The 23,567-nt window shown below is 55.6% G+C and carries 16 protein-coding genes and 1 pseudogene; 6 read left to right on the top strand and 11 right to left on the bottom strand.

The window, feature by feature from the left end:
• Positions 1-169: 169 nt before the first annotated feature.
• Complete coding sequence (locus tag MAF45_RS03915; RefSeq protein WP_237978247.1) at positions 170-1,345, bottom strand: porin; 1,176 nt, start codon at positions 1,343-1,345, stop codon at positions 170-172.
• Positions 1,346-1,376: 31 nt separating this feature from the next.
• Positions 1,377-2,648: a C4-dicarboxylate transporter DcuC gene (dcuC, locus tag MAF45_RS03910; RefSeq protein ID WP_237978246.1), complete on the bottom strand. Its 1,272-nt coding sequence runs from the start codon at positions 2,646-2,648 to the stop codon at positions 1,377-1,379.
• A gap of 375 nt (positions 2,649-3,023) precedes the next feature.
• Between dcuC and MAF45_RS03905 the strand changes: the two genes are divergently transcribed.
• Both MAF45_RS03905 and MAF45_RS03900 read left to right on the top strand, forming a co-directional pair.
• Positions 3,024-4,280 (top strand): MFS transporter, encoded by a 1,257-nt coding sequence (locus MAF45_RS03905; protein WP_237978245.1) that lies wholly within the window; start codon positions 3,024-3,026, stop codon positions 4,278-4,280.
• Between the two features lie 40 nt (positions 4,281-4,320).
• On the top strand, positions 4,321-5,604 hold the full coding sequence (locus tag MAF45_RS03900) for an amidohydrolase (RefSeq protein ID WP_237978244.1): 1,284 nt from the start codon (positions 4,321-4,323) through the stop codon (positions 5,602-5,604).
• 150 nt (positions 5,605-5,754) lie between these two features.
• Here MAF45_RS03900 and MAF45_RS03895 read toward each other — a convergent pair whose 3' ends face one another.
• Positions 5,755-6,282, bottom strand: a complete 528-nt coding sequence (locus MAF45_RS03895) for a hypothetical protein (protein WP_237978243.1) — start codon at positions 6,280-6,282, stop codon at positions 5,755-5,757.
• Entirely contained in the window at positions 6,171-7,433 is a 1,263-nt protein-coding gene (locus tag MAF45_RS03890; protein ID WP_237978242.1) for an MMPL family transporter, read from the bottom strand. Before MAF45_RS03890 ends, MAF45_RS03895 begins: the two co-directional genes overlap by 112 nt.
• A 376-nt stretch (positions 7,434-7,809) precedes the next feature.
• On the opposite strand from MAF45_RS03890, the gene MAF45_RS03885 reads away from it, so the two are divergent.
• Positions 7,810-9,294, top strand: a complete 1,485-nt coding sequence (locus MAF45_RS03885) for a hypothetical protein (protein ID WP_237978241.1) — start codon at positions 7,810-7,812, stop codon at positions 9,292-9,294.
• 599 nt (positions 9,295-9,893) lie between these two features.
• Positions 9,894-10,403 carry a terminase small subunit gene (locus tag MAF45_RS03880; RefSeq protein WP_237978240.1) on the top strand — a complete coding sequence of 170 codons (510 nt, stop codon included), beginning with the start codon at positions 9,894-9,896 and terminating at the stop codon, positions 10,401-10,403.
• A 48-nt stretch (positions 10,404-10,451) separates the two neighbouring features.
• Here MAF45_RS03880 and MAF45_RS03875 read toward each other — a convergent pair whose 3' ends face one another.
• On the bottom strand, positions 10,452-10,670 hold the full coding sequence (locus tag MAF45_RS03875) for a DUF2188 domain-containing protein (RefSeq protein WP_283206990.1): 219 nt from the start codon (positions 10,668-10,670) through the stop codon (positions 10,452-10,454).
• 45 nt (positions 10,671-10,715) lie between these two features.
• Here MAF45_RS03875 and MAF45_RS03870 point away from each other — a divergent pair, with 45 nt between their 5' ends.
• Positions 10,716-10,901 (top strand): hypothetical protein, encoded by a 186-nt coding sequence (locus MAF45_RS03870; RefSeq protein ID WP_237978239.1) that lies wholly within the window; start codon positions 10,716-10,718, stop codon positions 10,899-10,901.
• 926 nt (positions 10,902-11,827) lie between these two features.
• On the opposite strand, the gene MAF45_RS03865 is transcribed toward MAF45_RS03870, so the two are convergent.
• The 6 genes and pseudogenes from MAF45_RS03865 to MAF45_RS03840 all read right to left on the bottom strand — a co-directional run bounded on the left by MAF45_RS03865 (position 11,828) and on the right by MAF45_RS03840 (position 19,547).
• Positions 11,828-13,507 (bottom strand): putative transporter, encoded by a 1,680-nt coding sequence (locus MAF45_RS03865; protein ID WP_237978238.1) that lies wholly within the window; start codon positions 13,505-13,507, stop codon positions 11,828-11,830.
• Between the two features lie 324 nt (positions 13,508-13,831).
• Positions 13,832-14,851 carry a hypothetical protein gene (locus tag MAF45_RS03860; RefSeq protein WP_237978237.1) on the bottom strand — a complete coding sequence of 340 codons (1,020 nt, stop codon included), beginning with the start codon at positions 14,849-14,851 and terminating at the stop codon, positions 13,832-13,834.
• Between the two features lie 78 nt (positions 14,852-14,929).
• Positions 14,930-15,919 (bottom strand): tyrosine-type recombinase/integrase, encoded by a 990-nt coding sequence (locus tag MAF45_RS03855; protein ID WP_237978236.1) that lies wholly within the window; start codon positions 15,917-15,919, stop codon positions 14,930-14,932.
• 879 nt (positions 15,920-16,798) lie between these two features.
• Positions 16,799-18,045, bottom strand: a pseudogene (locus MAF45_RS03850) (IS256 family transposase).
• Between the two features lie 207 nt (positions 18,046-18,252).
• Positions 18,253-18,798: a radical SAM protein gene (locus MAF45_RS03845; RefSeq protein ID WP_237978234.1), complete on the bottom strand. Its 546-nt coding sequence runs from the start codon at positions 18,796-18,798 to the stop codon at positions 18,253-18,255.
• Positions 18,799-19,232: 434 nt separating this feature from the next.
• Positions 19,233-19,547 carry an ArsR/SmtB family transcription factor gene (locus MAF45_RS03840; RefSeq protein ID WP_237978233.1) on the bottom strand — a complete coding sequence of 105 codons (315 nt, stop codon included), beginning with the start codon at positions 19,545-19,547 and terminating at the stop codon, positions 19,233-19,235.
• 1,760 nt (positions 19,548-21,307) lie between these two features.
• Here MAF45_RS03840 and tet(W) point away from each other — a divergent pair.
• Positions 21,308-23,227 carry a tetracycline resistance ribosomal protection protein Tet(W) gene (gene tet(W), locus MAF45_RS03835; protein ID WP_237978232.1) on the top strand — a complete coding sequence of 640 codons (1,920 nt, stop codon included), beginning with the start codon at positions 21,308-21,310 and terminating at the stop codon, positions 23,225-23,227.
• Positions 23,228-23,567: the final 340 nt, after the last annotated feature.

Genomic DNA, 23,567 nt, shown 5'->3' with positions numbered 1-23,567 from the left:
CCAGGGCTGCTGCATCACGAACAAGCAGGCAGCCTGCGCGAGCTTGAATCCTCTGCATGAAAAAGCCTTCCGGAGGCCGCGCGGCCGTCCGGAAGGAAGGATCAAGGAGCCGAGGAGCTGCTTCAAGCCGGCGCGCAAGGCGCGCCGGACGCGCTTTCCCGCGCTGGCCTCAGAAGTACTTCGTCAGGCCGGAGAACACGTTGAGGTTCTTGTCAGCAAGCCTCGCGCCCGTCTTTCCATCGATGCGGCTCACCTCGCTCATGCCGCCGCCCAGATAGAGCTCCACCGTCTTCGAGGGACGGTAGATGTACTTGGTCGCCACGCCGATCGAGTGGCCCGAGGTCTTCACGCCCTCGCGATCGAGCGTGTAGTCCTTCCAGTACGCCATCGACTGCCAGGACGACAGCCCTGAGAGCCAGACCTGCGCGCCCGCATAAAGGCCGTAGCCCTCGATCGAGCCCGCCGCGCGGCCGGCCGTCTTGACGGCGCCCGTGGCGGCGTCACGCACCTCAGCCACCCGCTTCGCGGAGAAGCTGTCCACCGCGTTCGCGCCGTTGTAGTACTGCGCCTCAGCGTAGACCGTGGCCGGCTGGAAGCGGTAGGAGCCGCCCAGCGTGAAGAGCTTCTTGCTCGTCGACGCCCCGGAATCGATCTGCTGCCTGCGCCCCCAGGCGACGCCCTCGGCGATGCCCACCAGGTTGAGGGGGCCCGAGCTGTAGCGCAGCGCCGCGCTCCAGTAGCGGTTGACATCGCTCGTGTTCTCATCGCCCTCGTCGTAGCCATCGTTCTTCATCGAATACTGCAGCGTCGTCTGGAAGCCCGCGAGCATCGGCGAGCGGTAGGCGATCGCATTGTCATAGCGGCCCGCCTTCACCGGCGCGTTGCCCGCGCCGTTCGTGCCGCCGCCAAAGGCGTCCATGTAGTACTGCAGGTCAAAGGCGCCAGATCCCGAGGAGGTGCCCGCCATGCGGCCGAGTGCGATCTCGCCGAGCTGCTTGTTCGCGACGCCGAGGAACATCTGGCCGCCGAACATGCGGCCGCTCTTGCCGGCCGAGAAGGACTTGAAGGCGCCGGAGTCAGATGTGAAGCGGTTCTCCATCTGGAAGAGCACCCGGGTGGAGTCGGTGAGGCTCTCGCTGCCCTTGAGACCCCAGCGCGAGGCCGTGTTGACGCCCGAGTCGAGCGTGACGGCATCCTGCTTCAGGGAGTCGCCTGCATAGTGGTTGTAGATGAGGCCCGTGTCGATGCGTCCGTAGACCTTCACTTCTGCGGCGCCCGCCTGGGCGGCGGCTGAGATCGCGGCGGCGGCAGCCGCTGCGGCCATTGCTCGAGCAAGATGAGTCATGATGAACAAGCTCCTCAAAAAGAACAGGGAATCAGATGAAGAAGTACGCAGCGGCCAGCATCACCGCCATCACGGGCGCGGAGCGCTTCACGATGTCGATCGGGGAGACGCCCGCGATGCCGGCCACCAGGATGAGGCCGCCGCACAACGGAGAGCTCAGCCGCCCGAAGGAGCCGCAGACCACGGCGAGGTAGCCGAGCGAGGGGATCGTCATGCCGAATTCCGCCGCGTGCGGCGTCACCGCCTCGTTGAAGGCGAAGGCCGCGGCATCGCCCGAGCCGGTGAGCACGCCCATCAGGTAGGGGCCGAAGGCGCCGCCGATGCGGGCCCATTCGCTCGAGCCGGTCAGCGCCGCGACGAGCAGGTCCACCAGCCCGGCCGCCCTCAGGCCGGCGGCGAAGACGCCGGCCGCGATGATGATGCCCAGGATGTTGCCGTAGCCCTTGCCCATGCCGTCAAAGAACTTCCGGGAGACTTCCGCGGGGCTCGTGCGAGTGACGGCGAGCGCGTAGATCGTGCCGATCAGCATCGCGGTGGCGACCGAGATCTTCGTGCTCGTGAACAGCGTCATGTAGAGCAGCAGCGAGACCGGCACGAGCGGCGCAATCGCCCAGAGCACGTTCACCTTTTCGGGCAGGTTGCTCGCCCCGGCAGCGGCCTCATCCGCTCCCGCAGCCGTCTGGCCGGGCCTTTTGTAGTCGCGGTAGGCGAAGCAGACCACGGTGATGCCGATGATCACCGCAATGCTCAGCCCGAGGAGTTGGTAGGCGAACTGGCCGATCAGATCCATGATCTCAATGCCGGCGAGCTTCGCCACGAACACGTTGTGCGAGACGCCGGGGTTGAAGAGAGCGGGCGTCGTCGAGCAGACGATCGCCGCCGCCGCGATCGAGGGCTTGAAGCCCGCCCGGATGAGAATCGGAATCATGGACGGCCCCACCGCCGCGCACAGGCCGGCGGTCGATGGAATCGCCACGGCGCAGAAGCTCGTCACCGCCATGCAGGCGGGCAGCAGCAGCACGCCGAGCTTCCTGAGTGGGCGCGTGAGCAGCGCCACGAGGTGCACGTCGCACTTGGTGAGCGAGACCACGGCGGCAAAGCCCATCGCCGAGCAGATCGCGATGATGAGCGAGCCGTTCGTCATCGACTTGTCAAACTGCTGGAAGGCCACCATCGGCTTCAGCGAGAAGAGCGCCATCGCAAGGCCCGCCGTGATCAGCACGAGCCTTGTTTCATAGCGCTTGATGAGCGCCCATACCGTCACGCAGACGGCAACCAGCGCAAAAGCGATATTCAGGGTCATCTTTTAGTCCGTTTTTTTCTTTCAAGTAAGTCCCCCGGATTGCTCCAAGGGCTGACTGGATTCTATTTTGTAACTAATCATTTTCGCATCCGTGATTTCAACTTAATATTCAACTGATATCCGATATCTAACTTATTTGAAGCATGGATTAAGCCTTGCTTGAATTATATTTCAAGCCAAATTGCTTAAATGTTTTATCTTATTGATTTTCAATCAATTAATATGTATTTCACGTTATTGAATAAATATCATATTTAAATGAAATGCAAGTCCGATATCCGATAGAAGATCCCTATTTGAGCAATTATCCCGTCTACTGATTTCGTCCAGTCTTGCCTAATATGCAGGCAGAAAAATCATTCTCACGAACAAGCAATGGAAACTGAAATCCTCACCGCCAGGCGGCGACGCGGCCTCTATCTCGCCGCATTCTGCCTGATCAACTTCTGCACCGGCGCGCTCTACGTCTGGAGCGTCTTCTCAGCCGCTCTCGCGGAGCGCTTCACCGCGATCTCGGGCTCCCTTGCCACCACCTCGCAGCTCGGCAGCATCTTCGGGCTCGCCACAGGCATCACGCCCTTCCTGATGCTCGCGGGCGGCATCGTGAACGACCGCATGGGGCCGCGCGCCGTGATCGGCGCGGGCGGCCTGTGCATCGGCGCGGGCTATCTGCTCTCGGCGCTCGCCAGCACGCCCTCGGAGCTCTACCTCGCCTACGGCCTGCTCGTGGGCGCGGGCACCGGACTCGTGAACGGCTGCACCATCAACACCTCGGTCAAGTTCTTTCCGGATCGGCGCGGATTTGCGGGCGGCGCGGTCACCGCCTCGCTCGGCATCGGAGCAGCCGTCCTGTCGCCCCTTGCGAGCGGCCTGATCAGCGCCTTCGGCGTCGCCTGCGCCCTCGCCGCCTTCGGCATCGCCTCGAGCCTGGTCATCGTCGCCGCCGCGCTCATCACGCGCAAGTGCCCGGACGGCTTCGCGGAGAGCTTCCCCGCAGCCTCGGGCGCCGCAGCCCGGCGCCGCGCTCCCGCCCGCAACCTCAACTGGCTCGGCATGCTGAAGTCGCCCACCTTTCCGCCGCTTGCCGCGCTCTTCATCGTCTCGACGACGATGGGGCTCATGCTGCTTTCCAACATCGCCTCCATCGCACGCGCCCAGGTGGCGCTGCCAGCCGCGGCCGCCGCGCTTGCGGTCTCCGTGATCTCCATCGCCAACACGAGCGGGCGCTTCATCTCAGGGGTCGTCTCCGACCGGCTCGGCCGCGTGCCCACGCTGATGATCGCGCTGCTCGCGGCGCTCGCGGGCTTTGCCATGCTCTGCGCCGCCGGCGCAGGCGACTCGCTGCTCTTCTTTGCCGGCATCATCGCGATCGGCCTTTGCTTCGGCGCCTTCGTGGGCATCTACCCGGGGCTCGTCGCCGATGAGTACGGCCCGCGGCACAACAGCGTGAACTTCTCCGTGATGGCCTTCGGCTACTCGGTCGGCAGCATCGCCGGCCCCGCGCTGCTGCGCTGGGCCGATACGGGCGAAGGCGACTTCACGCGGGCCTACGGCGTGTGCTCCGCTGCGGCGCTTGCGGGACTTGCCTTCGCCGTGATCTACCTGCTGCTCGAGCGCCGCGTCTCGAAATGATTCATGACTCTTCTTTTTTAAACTGACTCAGGAGACTGAAATGCTGAAATCCTACAAAGATGACATGGTGGCGATCCGCCGCCACCTGCACCGCCGCCCCGAGGAGGGCTGGACCGAGTTCGAAACCACCTACTTCGTCTGGAGCCGCTTGAAACAGCTCGGCCTTCCCGTCACGATCGGCAAGGCGAACATCAACACGGCCGAGGTGCTCGGCCGCGATGAGAAGCTCGTAGCCGACGCCATGAAGCGGGCCGCGGCGCACGGCGTGCCCGAGGACTTCCTCCAGGCGACCGGGGGCTACACGGGCTGCGTGGCCGTGCTTGAGACCGGTCGTCCCGGCCCCGTCACAGCCTTCCGCAGCGACATGGACTGCGTGATCGTGCGCGAGTCCGATGATCCCGAGCACCTGCCCAACAAGCTCGGCTTCGCGAGCGAGCGTCCCGGGCTGATGCACTCATGCGGCCACGACGGCCACACGGCCGTGGGGCTCGAGGTCGCGCGCTGGGCGGTCGAGCACAAGGACGCGCTCTGCGGCAAGCTGAAGTTCATCTTTCAGCCCGCCGAGGAAGGATGCCGCGGCGCCCGCGCCATGGCGGCCGCCGGCATCGTCGATGACGTCGACTACTTCATCAGCGGACACGTGGGCGGCGTCGCCAAGCTCGGTGAAATCGGCGTCATGGACGGCGGCTTCCTCGCCTCGACCAAGTTCGATGTCGACATCGCCGGCACCCCGGCTCATGCGGGCAACGCCCCGCAGCTCGGCCACAGCGCCCTCATGGCCGCCTGCGCCGCCTCGATGATGCTCACGGGCATCCCGAGAAACGGCGACGGCGAGACGCGCGTCTCCGTGGGCACGCTCTCCGCAGGCGAAGGCCGCAACGTCGTGCCGGCCCACGCGAGGCTGCAGATGGAGGTGCGCGGCGAGACCGAGGAGGTGAACCAGTACATGGGCGGCTACGTCTATGACATCTTCGCGGGCGTTGACAAGGCCTACCGCGTGAAGTCCACCGTGGTGAAGGCGGGCGAGTCAACGACGCTCACCGCCTGCCCGGAGCTGCTCGACACGGTCGAGGACGTCATGAAAGCCGTGCCAGGCGCCAGGCTGATCCCCCGCGTCCACGTTCCCTCCGGATCCGAGGACTGCGCGCTCTTCATGCGCCGCGCCGTGCAGCACGGCGGCCAGGCCGCCTTCATTCTCTTTGGCTGCAACCACCACGGCCATCATCGTCCGAACTTCGACATCCAGGACGAGCAGAGCCTGCCCAATGCCTTCGCGGTCTACACCGGATTCGCGCAGCGCATGAACGGCCTCAAGAAGGCCTGATCACCCGAAGAGAGGGTGGTCGCCCTCTCCAGAGAAGCGCCGCCCGGGCCGGAAAAGCCTCGGGCGGCGCTTCACTTCGTCCTGGCTGCCGGCGCAGTTCAAGTCGGCCGCCCGAAGATGAGCGAGGCGTTGCTGCCGCCGAAGGCGAAGTTATTCGTCATGACGGGGCCTGGCGGAATGCGCGTGGGCACTTCCGGGAAGGCGAGTGGAGCGCAATCCGCGGCCCGGCCGCCGCTCGCCCTGCACCGGAATCAGGATCGCGGCCCCCGCCTTCGACTCGATCACGAGCCGCCGCCAGCCCGCGCTCAGGTAGTCTTGCAGCCAGGGCTGCAGCGCGAGCGGCTCGAGCCTGGCCTCCTCCGGCTCGATCCCATAGAGTTCAAGTACGCGCTTCGCCTCGGGCATCGCATTCTTGATGAGACGGATATCCCGGCGCTGCGTCTCCTCGGAGTTGATCGGCAGAACCGTGGCGCCCGTGATGATGCTGCCGTCGCGCAGCGCCGCAAGTCCCGGCAGCAGGGCATCCTTGCCCTGAAGGGCCTGCTCGGCGCCGCTGCCGCTCGCAATCAGCCAGCGCTGCGTGGCATCGCGCCCGGTGACCGAGGCGATGATGGCCTCCTGCGTCTGAAGCTGCCGGAGCGCCGCCTGCAGCGCCTTGAGGTCATCATCGGCCGACACCTGCAGCAGCCCCCCCCGGCGGCAAAGAGCGCCACCAGGCCCAGCACCATGGCCGGGAGCCCCCAGTCCCGCCTCCAGAGCGCGATCACGGTGAAGAATGAGGCGGCCAGCCCCGCCACGCTGAAGACGCCGAGCAGCCGCAGCCCTGTAAACGGGGCGAAGAGCATTGCGGCATAGGCCGCGCACGTGGTGAGCAGCGCTTGCAGGAGCACCGGCCGGAGCCTGTCTGCCGTGGCTTCGGGCGTCTCCTGCGGGTCGGCCGTCATCCGCGCCGTGAAGAAATGCGTCGTGTAGTCGGTTGAAGTCCCGATGAGCGAGAGGCTCATCACGAGCGTGATCATGTGGATGCCACCGAAGACCGCAATCGTGGCGGCGATGCCGGCAAGCGCTCCCGCCGCAACGTAAAGGCAGCAAAGCGCAAGCGGCGCGACCTTGCGGAAGGTTGCGAAGAGCACCGCGAGCAGCGCGGCGGCCGAGATGCCGCCGAGCAGCGTCATGTCGCGCTTCGCGCACTCGCCCGCATGCTCCGAATAGAAGATCGCCCCCTGTGCGGCAAAGCGCGTCCCGGGAAAGGCCGCGGCCACTTCGGATTCAGCCTGGCGAATCCTGCCAGCGAGCCCCTGCTCGGCGCCCTCCGCCAGGGTGGAGCTGCGCATGAGCAGCAGCGGATCCCGCCTCACCTCATCGGCCGAGATCCCGGCCATGGCGGAGAAGAGTTGCGAGGCCACCCAGGCCGTCTGCTCGCGGCCTCCGTCCCTCAGGCGGCTGCGCCCGGCCTCGGAGAGAAAGGCCGCGCGGTGCTTGAAGAGAAAGCGCGACGATCTCGCGATCGCCTCCGGATCCAGCCGGCACGAGACAGCCTCCAGTCCCGGCGTCCGCGAAAGCTTCTGGCAGAAGGCCTCAGCCGCCGCCTCCGGCCTCGAGACGGTAAGCGCCAGCTGCCTGCCCATGCGGCTCGCGAAGGCCGAAGCCATCTCGCGCTCCAGCGCCGTCCCTGGCTTCTGCGGTAGCAGCGCCATCACGTCGGAGGTGATCGTGGCGCGCGGCAGCGCCATCACGAGAAAGGCCGCAAGTGCGAGCCATCCCCAGGCGAGCCGCGCCGGCCCATCGAGCAGCCGCCTAGCGATCGAGCCGGCTTGCGAGATCTTCATGAACCGCTCCGTTTCCCACGATGGGCAACAACTAGGTATATTGTTTGATAGATATTCTTAATTATATGAATTTAAAGTAAATATTAGATATTACATCGCCAAAATGGCTATGGAAATAACTTCATTTCCGGCCTGTTTTATGTATCTGGCAGCTTGAATTGAATGTATGCCGATTGCAAATCGTTAAACATCAATTAGTTGTGCAAGATAATCTTTTCGTTTCATGTGTTTTCCTGTACAAATGAGGGAAACTGAGTGGGAGATGAATTCATTTCCGGGATGTTTTAAGGAGAGTTTTTTTAATTTTGTTTTATTATCAGTGAATTAGAATTAACTATCAAGCAAGTATCCTATCTGTCGGCCGGCGTCCTTTGAGATGAAGCCGCAGGAATTCCGCGATGAGGTGTCTGCCGTTGGCAAGGATGTGACGGAGGCGCTTAAGGCGGCTAACGTGCCTGATGCTCAGGCTAAGAGCTACAGCGCTCTCGTTCAGACGCTGGTAGGCAACATGGCCTCCGACGCGGGTATGTCGCCCAGGGAGATCTGGGAACAATACGGTATCCGCAATATTTTCTCCGAGGGGAAGGATGTAACCCGTGATGCTTCCGGTCAGGTTCAGGCGGTGAGCTCGGAAGCGAAGAGCGCGCTGGTGAGTCCGGAGAGCCTTCATGAACCGTGGGCCAAGCAGGGAAATGCTACGGTCAACGTACCGGATATGTTCGGTCCGATCTTTAGCGGGGAGGATTTGGACTTTAAGCCCTTAGCGGTACTGGCTAAGCTCCGTAAAGAAAAAACGGGCGTTGTTCCTAACGCTTTTCAATTTAGGTTGGATCAGTGGTTAGACCCAAACGGAAAGCCGTTACCGTCTAATGGAGCCGTTGGACTCGTTTATGGCCGGCCGGGGGACCCCAAGAGAGAATTTAGCGGCGGCTACGGTTTGGCGCACATAGACGCCAAGCATCCCGGAAACGCTGAAAAGATAGTTTCTTTTTTACAGAACCCCGCTCTTCGGGCATTTAGCCGCGGGGATAAAATAACGCTTTGGAACGGTAAGGATAAAGTTGGTCTTTCCGTTTTTTGGGATGGTAATCCGGACCGAGGGCAGTGGGTAATTACATCTTTTAAAGATGAAGAAGCACCGACTGGCAAAGAATTAAAAAGAGCTCCAAGCGCCGTCGACAAGATTCCAAGTCCAAGTCGGACAGTTGATGGGGACTCTGGCTCTTCATCCCCGCGCGAAGCTCTTAATTCCAATGATAAATCAACTCCTGAATCTGTCAAGGAGCAGAATCCCAACGAGCTCTCCAAGGGCGAGTATTTCCCCACGGCTCGGTCCGTTCTGCTCTGGGCTAATGCGGACCGTTCCACTTTCCTGCACGAAACGGGGCATTGGTTCCTCGGCGCTCGGGTTGGTCTGGCTCTCCAGTTGAAGAATCTGGAGACGCTGACCGACAGCCAGAAGCACCTGGTGTCCGCGGTTGAAGACGCCGTGAAGTGGCTGGGATACGATTCACTGGAGGCTTTTGCCGGTGCTTCGATAGAAGAGCGCCGTCCGGCCGAGGAGCGTTTCGCCCGTACGTTTGAGCAGTATCTCAAGGATGGCCGGGCTCCGATCGCGGGCCTCCAGTCCCTGTTTCGCCGCTTCGCCAACTGGTTTAAAGCGATCTACGGCTTCATGACAGCGGTTCCGGGCTCTCAGATGAGCGACGATGTGCGCCAGATGTTTGACCGGCTTTTCGTGACCGAAGAACAGCAGACCGAGGCCCGGCTCCGCTACGACCTCTATCAGGCCCTTAACCGCGAAGATTTCAGCGAGGAGGAAGCCTATCAGGCCTATCTTGCCCTGATGGGCAACAACTAGGTATATTGTTTGATAGATATTCTTAATTAGATGAATTTAAAGTAAATATTAGATATTACATCGCCAAAATGGCTATGGAAATAACTTCATTTCCGGCCTGTTTTATGTATCTGGCAGCTTGAATTGAATGTATGTCGATTGCAAAACGTTAAGATTCAATTAGTTGCGCAAGATAATCTTTTCGTTTCATGTGTTTTCCTGTACAAATGAGGGAAACAGAGTGGGAAATGAATTCATTTCCGGGATGTTTTAAGGAGAGGTTTTCTTAATTTTGTTTTATTATCAGTGAATTAGAATTAACTATTAAGCAAGTATCCTATCTGTCGGCTGGGGCGGCAAACGAGAAGGCGCCGGCCGCCCGAAGGGATGGCGCAAAGGATTCAGTGAACAGAGGAAACAGCACCAGGTGAGAGCGTTTGACGATGAATGGCAGCTTATACTGAGATTCGCTAAGGCCGTCAAACACGGAAACAAAGAGGCATGTACTGCCGCTGTTGAAAAGCTGGAACAAGAAATGAAAACGGAATAACGAGAAGGTCACTGCGAGAGCGGTGGCCTTTTCTAGTGGGAATTTTTAGGGAGTGTGGTGAGCATGTGAGATGAAGCTGACAGAGAAGCAGAGGCGCTTTGTCGATTATTATATCGAGACGGGTAATGCCAGTGAAGCGGCGAGACGGGCTGGATATAGTTCAAAGATAGCCAACAGGATATCGTCGGAGAACATGGCGAAACCTGTCATCCAGCAGGCTATCGAGGTCCGGCTCAAGGAAATCGAGAGCAAGCGGATTGCAAATGTGACTGAGGTCATGGAGTTTCTCACATCAGTATTGCGCGGAGACCTGACGGATGAAAACATCGTAACCGAGGGCACTGGCGAAGGTTGCAGCGAAGCCCGAATAATCGAGACAAGAATATCCTCGAAGGACAGACTCAACGTCGCCCAGCAACTTCTCAAGCGCTTCCCGCGTCAGATGGATGTGGCAGAACAGGAGGCCCGCATTAAGCGCCTTGCCTCCGAACTGGAAAGCTTGGAGAAAGCGAACGGCGTGGAATCGGTGCAGATTGTTAATGATTTGAGGGAGGGCGACACGGATGAGGAGACACAATAAAAGGCCTCGTTTAATAGCACAGCCTTTTGGTAAATGTGTTAGATGATCTTATCCTTTTGGCGGGAATGGATCGTGCCCATGAGAATCTTTTTGACTGATCTGTCCATTACGATTGTGAATGACTAATTCAGTGCCCTGATTTCGGGAAATTTTACGGGCCCTGTTAATAGCTTCACGTTTTGTGTTTGTAAGGGCGGTGGCGCAGCTATTGCCTTCGCCTTTGACAGCCCACCTGTTTCCACGCGGAACAACATGCTGATTCGGCATAGTAATCACCTCCTTCCAATAGTCAATTATATAACTGGAGGAAGTATGATGCAGAAAGTGGTCAGTCTTTTTCAGTGGGAAGTATATACCTATTTCTGGGGAACAGCTGTAAAAGAACGTCGTACAGGTAAGTGGGTGGCAGCTTTTTTGAGCCCCGGCGGGCAGGAGATTAATTTAGAGGGACTGAACGTTGAGATTCACGAAAATGGGATTGAGTTTATTGATGAGTAAGGAGGACGACACGGATGACGACGATAAGGCTGAGTAATATTGTGGCCCGGTCGTTCTGGGGCGTTCATCAGGATATCAAACGGCATGGCCATACTTATTACTGGATGAAGGGCGGCCGTGGTTCCACCAAGTCATCTTTCATCAGCACCGAGCTTCCCCAGCTTTTAATCCAGAATCCTGACTGTCATGCTGGGCAACAACTAGGTAAATTGTTTGATAGATATTCTTAATTAGATGAATTTAAAGTAAATATTAGATATTACATCGCCAAAATGGCTATGGAAATAACTTCATTTCCGGCCTGTTTTATGTATCTGGCAGCTCGAATTGAATGTATGCCGATTGCAAAACGTTAAAAATCAATTAGTTGCACAAGATAATCTTTTCGTTTCATGTGTTTTCCTGTACCAATGAGGGAAACAGAGTGGGAAATGAATTCATTTCCGGGATGTTTTAAGGAGAGGTTTTCTTAATTTTGTTTTATTATCAGTGAATTAGAATTAACTATCAAGCAAGTATCCTATCTGTCGTCAGGTCGACGGAGACCGCCTGCGCTGCAAGCAGACTGGGTATATCGGGAAGTTGTTTGTTTGTGCGTTGGCCGCCGCCATTTGGTCCATGATGCTCAGGAGGGCCTATGAATGCAAGGCCTCGGGCGTTTCGCTCCCGCACGACTCCATTGGCTGCCTGCTGGCAAAGCTACGCTGCCTCATGGATGACAAGCGCCCCATAACGGCAATGCCTGGGTGATCCGACCCATAACAAAGAAACAGTAGAGTCTTCTCTCGCTGTTTCTATCGGTGCCTCTCCCGCCGAAAGTCCTGCCATAGGGATCTGTTCATCGGGAGTTTGGTAGCTTCGGAAAGGAGCGGGCGCTCCAGTCAGCATTTCGGCATCCTGCTTTATTGCTCTGTTCCAAATGGCCGTCATGAAACGAAAGGCCAGAGGACCACGAGAATGAGTTGTCCGGTCAGGATCCGTAGGAACATCGCAAGAGGGTAAACGGTCGAATAGGCGACGGCGGAGGAATTGTTTTCAGACAGCGTCGCGGCGTAAGCTAGCACGGGAGGATCGGTCGTGGCGCCCGCCATGAGGCCAACAATGCTGTGGTAATTCACGTGGAAAACACACCGGGCGATCGTTCCCACGATCAGGAGCGGGATCACAGTAATGAGAAGGCCGAGGCCGACGTAGAGCGGCCCGTTTCCGTTTGTCATCGCATCGACGAAGCCCTGGCTCGCGGCAAGCCCGACGCTGGCGAGGAAAAGCGAAATGCCCAGCTCCCGCATCATCATGCTCACCGACTGAGTCGTGAAGGAGACAAGCTTCATGAAACAGCCGAAGCGCCCGATCAGGATCGAGACAATGAGGGGGCCGCCCGCAAGCCCGAGCTTCAGGGGAACCGGGAGCCCGGGGATCACGATCGGAACCGACCCCAGCAGGATGCCCGCCGCAAGGCCCACAAAAATCGTGAGGATGTTGGGGTGGTAGAGCTTCTTGATTTTGTTGCCGAGAATGGATTCCAACCGCTGCAACGCCGCTTCAGGCCCCACGCAGTAGACCTGGTCGCCCACCTGCAAGTGCAGGTTGGAGTAGGGAAACAGCGTCATGCCCGCCCGGAAGACTCGGGTGATGTTGACCCCGTCGAAACGGCTCAGCGCGAGGTCCTTCACCGTCATGCCGTTGATCTTGGAGCGGGTGATCAGAATCGTGCGAGTGGACACCGGAGACTTGTCCGCCGCCAGATCGACGTCGTCGCGTTCACGGCCAAAAAAGGCCGAGACGGGGAGGCGGCTTTCAGGAGCGGCCACGATTCGGAGGATGTCTCCGCGCTTCAGGGCGGTATCGGCTGTAGGACTTGAAATCTGGCCTTCGCGCAGAATCCGGCTTGCGATGAAGGGGCGCGCGATAATTTCACGAACTTCGCTGATCTTACGGCCTTCGATACCGGAGTTCGTGGCTTCGACGTGAAAGTATATCGGTTCGTGGTTCTGCGCCTTTTTTTCATCTTCCCAGTGCTTGTCCTCTTCCGCTAGGTTGATTCGAAAGGCGTAGCGGAGAATGATGGCGCAAGTGATCGTGCCGACAACGCCGAGCGGGTAGGCGCAGGCATAGGCTACGGCGATGTTCTCCCCTGCATAATGAAGTACGTCGAGCGCTTCCTGCGTCGCGCCAAGCCCCGGGGTATTCGTGACCGCGCCATAGTGCACGCCCATCATCTGGGGCAGCGATACCCAGCCGGAACAGAGGAAGTAAAGCGCGATGGTGACTGCGATTCCGAGCAACACAAGCAGCGCGGTGAGTCCGTTAAGGAGCAGCCCTCCGCTCTTGAAGGAAGAGAAAAACGAGGGCCCCACTTGCAACCCGATAAAAAAGACGAAGAGCGTGAGCCCGAAGTCGCGCATCAGCGTGAGAACCTCGGAGGGAACGCTCAGTCCGAGCTGGCTCGCCGCCAGCCCCGCAAAAAGAATGAAAGTGGCCCCGAGCGAGACGCCCGCGACGCGGATGTGTCCTAGAAGCGTGCCTGCCGCGATCACCAACGAATAAACGAAAATGATATGGGCGGAAGTCGCGGGATCCGCGAAAAGAGAAACGAGCCAGGACATGAGCGTTTCGGCTCCCGTTTTTTAAGAAAGCCGCAATACTTTTAAAAGGTTGAGACGGAATGCGCCGCCAGGGGCAGAAGCGGCAAGGAATATTGCTTAGTCTAATCGCATCAGAGTGGAGATCAGTCTTTCGAACTAGCGTTTTATGCAAATTGAGTTTTCAAAAAGAACAAGGGCAGCAAGAGAGCGTTTGTTCCCTTGTAAGATAAAAAGGGAACAAACGCGTAGAAACAGCGCCCGCTTCGCACCGTAACCGTTTTACGGTCTGGAAATCAAAGGCCGGCATTTCAAGGGCCGCCGTGCTCTAGTCAGAATGCTTGAGGTTCAAAAGGGCTTTTTCCCTACCGTCGTATCTCTCACTTTTTTAATAGACTGAAAAAGAACGGCTTCCAGCGCCACCGAGCGAAGCAGCGGATGAAGCGCTACGGCGTTTTTCTTCACGGTGAGCGTTCCCTGATCAGTGAGCGCAAGAATGCCGGCCACATCCCACGAGTCGGGAAGGGCGCCGAGCGCTTCTACTTCTTTCTCCGGTGCCGCAAGCCAGTAAAAATCCACAAAATCCAGCTGAGCTCTGAGGTTTTGCAGGCGTTTCAGATCCTGTGCCGAAGAGAAGACAGCAAAGCCGTGCAGAGCCACGCGGCCGATTTCATGCGTCGTGACCGATTCCGCCGCCAGCGCGTCAAACCTCGGGACAAAGGCCCGGCCAGGTGCGACCGCAAGTTCGGGAAAAAGCTCGTATCCGTCCTGGAAATAGGGTTTGATGGAGGATCCCGGCAGCCAGGACGGTGTGCGGGCGAGGGCGAGGATCAAATCCGCGCGGGAGGAAAGAGGCGTCTCCGAAACCAAATTGGGCTTCAATTCCGCGTTCCTTCGCTCGTAGCCGTTTGCAAAACCCACGGCGCGGCCGGCAAGGCGCCTTTCTTCACGCTCCATCTTCCAGGTCTGGCGCAGGGCCGTGCCCGTGAGGATGCCATCGCTTGCCTTCGCCATCAGGTCGCGTTCACGCTCGGCGCTGCCGCCGGCGATTCTGAAAATATATTTCAACTTTTCCACGCCGAGCCTTGCTTTTTCCAGGCTGGGGGCGCTGCGGCCCGCCCTGGCCTCCCGAGCCTCAAAGCGGAGGTAGTATTCGCCAGCGAAAAGACGGTCCCATAGCACTGAGATATGGATCCGGGTTGCCTCCGAAATGGTTGAGAGCCAGTTTGAAAAAGAACTGTAGCCTGGTTTCCAGAGCTGCTGTTTTTTGACTTCCTCCATCATTCGGAAAGAGGCCACCCAGGCCCTTCTGTCCGTGAGCAGGAGGTGCTTGAGGCTGCGTTCGATTTCACCCAGTTTGGAAAACATGACCGGAAAATTAAAATTAATTACTCGTGCTTTTCACGAGTAATAATATAAATTAAAAAATGTTTGACCCTGTTTTTTTTAAAGCCGAATTTTCTTAGACGCTTCACGCTGCGCGTCTTCACCGCGCCTATCATACATGGCGGTCGTCGAAATCGAGGCATGCCCCATCATATTCTGAACCGTGGTGATGTCGACATTGGCAGCGAGCAACCTGGTGGCAAATGTGCGGCGGAGATCGTGGGTTGAAAGCGCTTCCAGCCCCGCCTTTTCCCGATATTTTTCAACGATGTCACCCACTGCGTGCGGCGTAAGCGGACGGTTCGAATCAAACCTTCCACCTTTGTAGAATCGTCCGAAAACATAGGCCCCCAGGGGTCCACGGACCTGAAGCCAGGCCTCGAGTGCTTCCTGAACTTCGCCAATCATGAAAACTTTTCTTTCCTTATCGCCCTTTCCGATCAGCCGGATGCTCGATTCCGGCAGGTTCAGGTTTCGGATCAGGAGCTGCGCCGCCTCAGCGCGCCGCAGCCCGCAGCCCAGAAGCAGTGCGAGAATCGCGTGATCGCGAAGCCCCTGGGGATTACGAGGCTGCGCCTCTAGGAGTGCCTCTGATTCGGACTCCGAAATCGAGCGGCCGGCTGCGAGCCTCGCATAGCGCACCGCGCGAATGAGCCTGATGCGGCTCAAGGCCTCAGTGCCCATCTGCCGCAGCAGGTAAGCCTGGCGCGCGACGCCCTTCAAGGCCGAGAGGTAACAGTTGAGGGACCGAGCGCTGAGATGAGGCCTGCCATCTGCTCCGGGCTTCTGCATCGAGGCCATGAAGGCGAGGATGTGCTCGTAGCGAAGCGCCGCCCAGTTGCAGGAAAAGAGATCCTGAGCTCCAGCCCAGCGGGCGACGCAGTTCAGTTTGCTGCGAACATTGTCGCGGGAAGCCCCTTCATGGAGAGTCGCAAGGTATGCCGCTGCTGGATTCAGCCGCGAGGGCCACCGGAGAGCGGCTGGCAGCGCCTCACCTTCCTTCGGGTCTTCGGGGGGTGGCAACTCGACTTCGTAGCGGCGGAGTGTCATCTTTCATTAGCCTGGGCTTTGATATTACTTTCTATAATAACCATTATGTTAAGTAAATACAACATTCCTGAGTAAATTTTTCCCTGTTTCCACAAGCCCGGCTACCGGCCTCAGTTGGCGAGGAGGCCGCGCGTGGATTTCCCCACCCCTTGGCGCGCCAGCTCACCGGTCGCAGCGAGCCTGCGCAGGGAGCCTTCTAGAGCTTAGGAGTCAAGGACGCGGACAGAGCTCCCGGACATCTTCTCCTTCATGAATCTGCCGCTTCTGACTTGTGCGGCGATCCTTACGGCCCCGAGCGCCGGGCTCTTTGCCGCACCAAGGAGCAAGCCCTTCACAGGCACAAGGAGCACTCTCATCAAACCATAGGCTGCAGGATCTCTCTCCCTGCTTTTTACAATTTTCCCTTAAAAGGCTGAGTAAATTAAGTTTCTCAGATGCTTCCCCTGCTAATTTCCAAAAGGCAACGAGCCTGCCGCTTTAAGCGCCAGGGCTGGTGTTTAAAGCGAAAGCGGCAAAAAATTGACCTTTGCCTGGCCGAGCGTCGCCTTAAATTCAGGCGCATCATGTTTTAAATGATCTGCAGAGTCCACCGCGCGCCAGCCTTACATATGTTCAACATGGCGAATCTACCAAATGAGAATAGGGCGGGATCTTTCGCTTGACATTCGGGAGTAGCCGGAGAAATCCGAAGAACAGCAGGGTACATTTAAACTCATTTAAATGAAGAACCACTAATCTATAATAATTTGGGGCGTTTTATTTTCACCTCTCTTTAAGATCGCTGAAAGCCCGGGTGAAGGGGCTTTGTTTTTCTCATAGAGTAAGAGCGGCTGGGCCCTGGACGAGGGGGTGGAAATTTTTGCGGGCGGCTCCTTCAGTTTAATCGAGGAAAGGTGTGATCCTGTCCCCGTACTCAATAGCTAATTCTCGCATGGCAGCCTTCCAATAAGGTGACGGCCTCACCCATCGCTTTTCCACTTTTCGTACGGCCAGGTAAATCAGCTTCATTGCGGCCGTCTCGCCTGGAAAGGAAGCTCTCGTCTTAACGACTTTTCTCAGGTCACGGTTCAGACTTTCGATGGCGTTGGTGGTGTAAATCAGCCGCCTGACGGCGGGTGAGAAATCGAAGAAAGGAATCACTCGATCCCAGGCAGCCAGCCACAGCTTTTCGATATAGGGATATTTTCCCCAAGATCCGACTGGGCGAAAGCGTCCAGAGCCTGCCGCGCTTCTTCGGCGTTCACGGCACGGCAGACGGGCTTCAAAGCGGCCACAACCGCCTTGTAATCCTTGCAGCTCACCATTTTGAGGCTGTTGCGTATCGGGTGGACGATGCAGGTCTGCAGCATCGTTTCCGGGAAAGCGGTTTCCAGTGCTTCCTTCATGCCTTTGAGCTCGTCTGTGACGGCGATGAGAATGTCGGAGACGCCTCGATTCTGCAATTCGTTAAAGACCTTAAGCCAGTATTTGGCGCTTTCATTCTCTGACATCCACAGGCCCAGGACATCCTTCTTTCCATCGGTGTCCACGCCCAGAGCGATAGGGACCGCCCGGGGTGTGACGACCCCGTTTTCGCCTCTTGTCCTGATCCTGATGGCGTCAAAGAAAACAACCGGATAGACGGGGCAGAGAGCCCGGTTCTGCCACTTCTCGAGCTCCGGCAGGATGGCCTCGGTCACATCGCTGATGAACCCGGCGCTGGTTTCCATACCGTATTCGTCGTAAAGAAATTCTTGGGTCTCCCGTGTCCTCAGGCCTCGGGCATAAAGAGCCAGGATCTTCTCGTCGAAACCATCGAGCGTCCTCTTGCGCTTAGGGACGATCCGGGGAGTGAAGCGTCCCTTGCGATCCCGGGGCACGTCCACATGGATATTTCCAAGCTTGGGAGACCTCAGAGTTTTGGAGCTGTGCCCGCTGCGTTCATTGTCGCCCGGGCTTGCCTGGCCCTTTTCATAACCCAGGTGATGGGTCATCTCGCCATCAAGCATTTTCGTCAGCAGTCGGCCAAGCAGGTGGGGCATGAGATTATCCATCTCGTCGGCGGATCGGATTTCCCGGCCGGACTCTTTCAAGTCATTCAGAATCTGTTCGGCGTACTTGTCAAAAGGATCGGGTTTTCGTTTCATGTTGGGGTTCTCCAAGAGGCATTGTCTCAGAGCGCCCACAAAATTCTTTACACCCTCAATCCACCTGATAGCACCGTTACTTCCAATCCTGGATGTGCTTCAATAAACGGCTTAAGAATTGTCTCAAACCCATAGCACCATCCACAATAGCTGTCAAAAATATAATACGCCTTCATCTAAATACCGCTTTTCTGATTTCTGTCCTGGTCACAGGCTTCTCATGCTGTCTCTTCGCATCCGCAATCGCTCTTCTCCCTGTTCGTCTGCACCCTGTTTGAGCATCGCCAGTATCTTCTCTTTGTCATCCGGAAGCTGTCCATATACCGGCATCATATTGGAGACATTCGTTGCATCCAGCTGCGTGTGGATTTCAAGCGTCTTCACAAAGGTATATAGTTCCTGTATCTTTTCTGTCTCTGTAGCTTCTACAAACTCACCCCTTCTCACTTCTTCCATAAGCGGAGTATCAGGGAAGATCGAGAGCCCGGAAGCCAGTACCCTGACAGGCGACAGATGATTTAACACTTCTGCTGTTTTGATGGCATGCCCCATACCATAATCATGGCCTCCCAGTCCGTATAAGAAGATGACGGAATAATGCATTCCTGCTTCATCCAGCTTGGAGAGCTGCTCTACGATATCACTTCCATGATAACCCTTATTCATCTTATCGAGAACAGCATCATCACCCGACTCGATTCCGAATACGATCATGTCATATCCCATTTCTTTCAGTGACTTAAGCTGCTCCACAGACTTGTTCTTTACGCTGTCAACCCGGCCATATCCACCAACGGAAACGCCCCAGGGCAGGTATTATTTGATCAAGTCCATGATTCTTTTAAGTCTGCCGTAGCTCAGCAGGAACGGGTCCGCTCCCTGCAGAAAAATCCGATTTACCTTCCATCCGGAATCTCTTATTTCCTGAAGATCCTCCCGTATCTCCCTCTCAGGAGATACAGCAAACGGTGCTTCCTTGTAAAAGGTACAGAAGCGGCACTTGTTATGCGAGCAACCTGACGTTACTTGTAAAAAACAGGAACCTGCCTCATAGGGCGGTCTGACAATTCCACATGAAAAATGCATAGAAATTTCTCCTTGTTTCTTTATATCCTTATATCTCGTTTTGTCGATATATAAAGCCTTAAATTAAACGGGATTCTCATCCCGCCTAATTTATGCACAACTTAAATTTCGTGTCCGAAGTAGTCTGACAGTGCAGTCAACATCTCTTCATTCCGTCTGTAATATGTCCACTTCCCATGCCTTTCGGAAAGAAGCAGACCCGCCTTTTGCAGCATATCAAGATAATGAGATACGGTCGACTGTGATATACCGGCCCTGTCGCGGATGCTTCCAACACACACTCCGCCCTTCAGATCCACCGCATCGTCAAAATGTCCTCCCTGCGGTGGAAAGTTTTTCTCCGGTTCCTTCAACCACTCAATAATGCTGAGCCGTGTTTCATTTGACAGCGCTTTAAAAATTTCAATCTTATCCATACATCTATTATATCCATTATTCGCGATATGTCAATAGTTTTGAGAAAACTAGTAAGCCCCCAGGGCCACCAGCAGCAGGCCGCAGGTCAGCTGGGCAAACAAGTACCCCAGTTGAAGGAGCACTAGCGACGCGCAAAATGTAGTGAGTCGTTTCCCCTTTAGGGGGCAATACTTATAAAGTCAGCGTTACGGGATTTACTTTCAGTATCATACGTTATGAGGCAACAATTAGGTCTATTGTTTGATAGATATTCTTAATTAGATGAATTTAAAGTAAATATTCAATATTACATCGCTAAAATGGCTATGGAAATAACTTCATTTTCGGCCTGTTTTATGTATCTGGCAGCTTGAATTGAATGTATGCCGATTGCAAATCGTTAAAAATCAATCAGTTGCACAATATAATCTTTTCGTTTCATGTGTTTTCCTGTACAAATGAGGAAAACAGAGTGGGAAATGAATTCATTTCCGGGATGTTTTAAGGAGAGGTTTCCTTAATTTTGTTTTATTATCAGTGAATTAGAATTAACTATCAAGCAAGTATCCTATCTGTCGGCGCTAGAAAGGAATCCTGTTGCCGTCCAGCCTGAATACCCAACAAACGGCCAATCACTGGGGACTCGGGCCACTTCTTCGTCCCCACAGGATTCCTTTTAAGCTCTCTGCTGTGGGATAAGACCCCGACGAATCGCCTGTTGCCGTCTGATGATCAGCCGGTGCACCCTGAGTTGACTGGGCCACAGCAGGAGCTTAGAAATAAGATTATCCGGTACTTCTTAAAGCAGAATTGATCTGCATCAAGGAAAAGTTGTGCATTATTTCCTGCGGCCACGTTGTGCGTGCTACGCGAAGCGGAGCGTTGACCAGTGCGGGGCCGGCGTCCTCGAAATCGATGAGGTACTGAAGGGCCGCTAGTGTGGAGAGCGTCTTCCCCATCCCCATACCGGCCCAGACCATGCAGCGGGGGTGGGTGATGATCTCGGATACGCTTAAGAAACCCCGCCGCCGTTCAGTTTGTATACCCTTCTAACGGCCGTTCCATGGAGACCAGGGCGTCCTATTCTATGTCTCCGCGGGGTTTCATCACCGACTATAATGCTCATGTACGGTAAAGAAGCAAGCAACCGAAAACAATAGATAGACCGCCAGCACTACACTATTCCGAACCAAAGACCAAAAGATAAGCATTTTGAGAAAATCTAAACTTTTGGATTTTCCTACAATGCCGACTACGGCGGAATCCCTCCCACTCCTTATATATTTCTTTCTGTATACATTGAATTTGTATTTAGTAAAATGCAGACAACACCACGGATCGGCTTTTGGCTGGACAATTCCAACCAAACACCGCAGCAGACAGTAGAAACCATTCTGAACGTTAGGAAGCCGGTATGATTGTTACATATAAGGGGAAGAAAAATTTCTTTTAGATACTTGTTTTCCTAAAACTGATGTGATATAATAATTCAATTCCAGAAAAGGAGTAAAAAATATGCGGCAAGGTATTCTTAAATAAAACTATAATCAAATAGTGGGAACAAAGGATTATGATAGTCCCTTTTGTAGGGGCTTAGTTTTTTGTACCCAATTTAAGAATACTTTTGCCTTATCAATTTTGACATATCCCCAAAAACAGCACTCACAAACAGGTGTATGCTGTATATGTGTATGTCCGCAAATTATCATCCCCAGTGGTAAAAGTATTTTACTGCTGGGGATTTTTATGCCCTTCGGGGCAGTAAAGGGAGGACAATCACATGAAAATAATCAATATTGGAATTCTTGCCCATGTAGACGCTGGAAAGACGACCTTGACGGAGAGCCTGCTATATGCCAGCGGAGCCATTTCAGAACCGGGGAGCGTCGAAAAAGGGACAACGAGGACGGACACCATGTTTTTGGAGCGGCAGCGTGGGATTACCATTCAAGCGGCAGTCACTTCCTTCCAGTGGCACAGATGTAAAGTCAACATTGTGGATACGCCCGGCCACATGGATTTTTTGGCGGAGGTGTACCGCTCTTTGGCTGTTTTAGATGGGGCCATCTTGGTGATCTCCGCTAAAGATGGCGTGCAGGCCCAGACCCGTATTCTGTTCCTTGCCCTGCGGAAAATGAACATTCCCACCGTTATCTTTATCAACAAGATCGACCAGGCTGGCGTTGATTTGCAGAGCGTGGTTCAGTCTGTTCGGGATAAGCTCTCCGCCGATATTATCATCAAGCAGACGGTGTCGCTGTCCCCGGAAATAGTCCTGGAGGAAAATACCGACATAGAAGCATGGGATGCGGTCATCGAAAATAACGATAAATTATTGGAAAAGTATATCGCAGGAGAACCAATCAGCCGGGAAAAACTTGTGCGGGAGGAACAGCGGCGGGTTCAAGACGCCTCCCTGTTCCCGGTCTATTATGGCAGCGCCAGAAAGGGCCTTGGCATTCAACCGTTGATGGATGCGGTGACAGGGCTGTTCCAACCGATTGGGGAACAGGGGAGCGCCGCCCTATGCGGCAGCGTTTTCAAGGTGGAGTATACAGATTGCGGCCAGCGGCGTGTCTATCTACGGCTATACAGCGGAACGCTGCGCCTGCGGGATACGGTGGCCCTGGCCGGGAGAGAAAAGCTGAAAATCACAGAGATGCGTATTCCATCCAAAGGGGAAATTGTTCGGACAGACACCGCTTATCCGGGTGAAATTGTTATCCTTCCCAGCGACAGCGTGAGGTTAAACGATGTATTAGGGGACCCAACCCGGCTCCCTCGTAAAAGGTGGCGTGAGGACCCCCTCCCCATGCTGCGGACGTCGATTGCGCCGAAAACGGCAGCGCAAAGAGAACGGCTGCTGGACGCTCTTACGCAACTTGCGGATACTGACCCGCTTTTGCGCTGCGAGGTGGATTCCATCACCCATGAGATCATTCTTTCTTTTTTGGGCCGGGTGCAGTTGGAGGTTGTTTCCGCTTTGCTGTCGGAAAAATACAAGCTTGAAACAGTGGTAAAGGAACCCACCGTCATTTATATGGAGCGGCCGCTCAAAGCAGCCAGCCACACCATCCATATCGAGGTGCCGCCCAACCCGTTTTGGGCATCCATCGGACTGTCTGTTACACCACTCCCGCTTGGCTCCGGTGTACAATACGAGAGCCGGGTTTCGCTGGGATACTTGAACCAGAGTTTTCAAAACGCTGTCAGGGATGGTATCCGTTACGGGCTGGAGCAGGGCTTGTTCGGCTGGAACGTAACGGACTGTAAGATTTGCTTTGAATACGGGCTTTATTACAGTCCGGTCAGCACGCCGGCGGACTTCCGCTCATTGGCCCCGATTGTATTGGAACAGGCATTGAAGGAATCAGGGACGCAACTGCTGGAACCTTATCTCTCCTTCACCCTCTATGCGCCCCGGGAATATCTTTCCAGGGCTTATCATGATGCACCGAAATACTGTGCCACCATCGAAACGGTCCAGGTAAAAAAGGATGAAGTTGTCTTTACTGGCGAGATTCCCGCCCGCTGTATACAGGCATACCGTACTGATCTGGCCTTTTACACCAACGGGCAGAGCGTATGCCTTACAAAACTGAAAGGGTATCAGGCCGCTGTCGGCAAGCCAGTCATCCAGCCCCGCCGTCCAAACAGCCGCCTGGACAAGGTGCGCTATATGTTTCAGAAGATAATGTAACGTCTTGCGCAATGCAAGCGTTCATTGCTGGCTATTGCGAAATATCATTGATAAAATCAGTATCAGAGAGGAGAAACTATTTTGAACCAGGAACAGACGAATATTACAACAGGAAAGCAAATACGTCATCTGCGAACACAATTGGTCATGTGTTTTCCTGTACAAATGAGGGAAACAGAGTGGGGAATGAATTCATTTCCTGGATGTTTTAAGCGTGAAATCCGCAAAATTTATACTGTGTAGGTCAGATTGATGGCCTTGGCACACCCACGCGGTCAAATATCTGCAGCTGCTTCTGCGTGATTTCGGAGAGCCGGGGAGTGATGCCTTCCCCGGAGAA

It is taken from the genome of Mesosutterella porci (assembly GCF_022134585.1).
GTDB lineage: Bacteria > Pseudomonadota > Gammaproteobacteria > Burkholderiales > Burkholderiaceae_F > Mesosutterella > Mesosutterella porci.
Note: the sequence above shows the minus strand (reverse complement) of the source record. Positions and strands in the feature narration are given on the sequence as shown.

Coding starts and splice junctions, on each gene's coding strand:
- MAF45_RS03915 (WP_237978247.1), bottom strand. CDS start 1,345: ATGACTCATCTTGCTCGAGCAATGGCCGCAGCGGCTGCCGCCGCCGCG.
- dcuC (WP_237978246.1), bottom strand. CDS start 2,648: ATGACCCTGAATATCGCTTTTGCGCTGGTTGCCGTCTGCGTGACGGTA.
- MAF45_RS03905 (WP_237978245.1), top strand. CDS start 3,024: ATGGAAACTGAAATCCTCACCGCCAGGCGGCGACGCGGCCTCTATCTC.
- MAF45_RS03900 (WP_237978244.1), top strand. CDS start 4,321: ATGCTGAAATCCTACAAAGATGACATGGTGGCGATCCGCCGCCACCTG.
- MAF45_RS03890 (WP_237978242.1), bottom strand. CDS start 7,433: ATGAAGATCTCGCAAGCCGGCTCGATCGCTAGGCGGCTGCTCGATGGG.
- MAF45_RS03885 (WP_237978241.1), top strand. CDS start 7,810: ATGAAGCCGCAGGAATTCCGCGATGAGGTGTCTGCCGTTGGCAAGGAT.
- MAF45_RS03880 (WP_237978240.1), top strand. CDS start 9,894: ATGAAGCTGACAGAGAAGCAGAGGCGCTTTGTCGATTATTATATCGAG.
- MAF45_RS03875 (WP_283206990.1), bottom strand. CDS start 10,670: ATGCCGAATCAGCATGTTGTTCCGCGTGGAAACAGGTGGGCTGTCAAA.
- MAF45_RS03870 (WP_237978239.1), top strand. CDS start 10,716: ATGATGCAGAAAGTGGTCAGTCTTTTTCAGTGGGAAGTATATACCTAT.
- MAF45_RS03865 (WP_237978238.1), bottom strand. CDS start 13,507: ATGTCCTGGCTCGTTTCTCTTTTCGCGGATCCCGCGACTTCCGCCCAT.
- MAF45_RS03860 (WP_237978237.1), bottom strand. CDS start 14,851: ATGTTTTCCAAACTGGGTGAAATCGAACGCAGCCTCAAGCACCTCCTG.
- MAF45_RS03855 (WP_237978236.1), bottom strand. CDS start 15,919: ATGACACTCCGCCGCTACGAAGTCGAGTTGCCACCCCCCGAAGACCCG.
- MAF45_RS03840 (WP_237978233.1), bottom strand. CDS start 19,547: ATGGATAAGATTGAAATTTTTAAAGCGCTGTCAAATGAAACACGGCTC.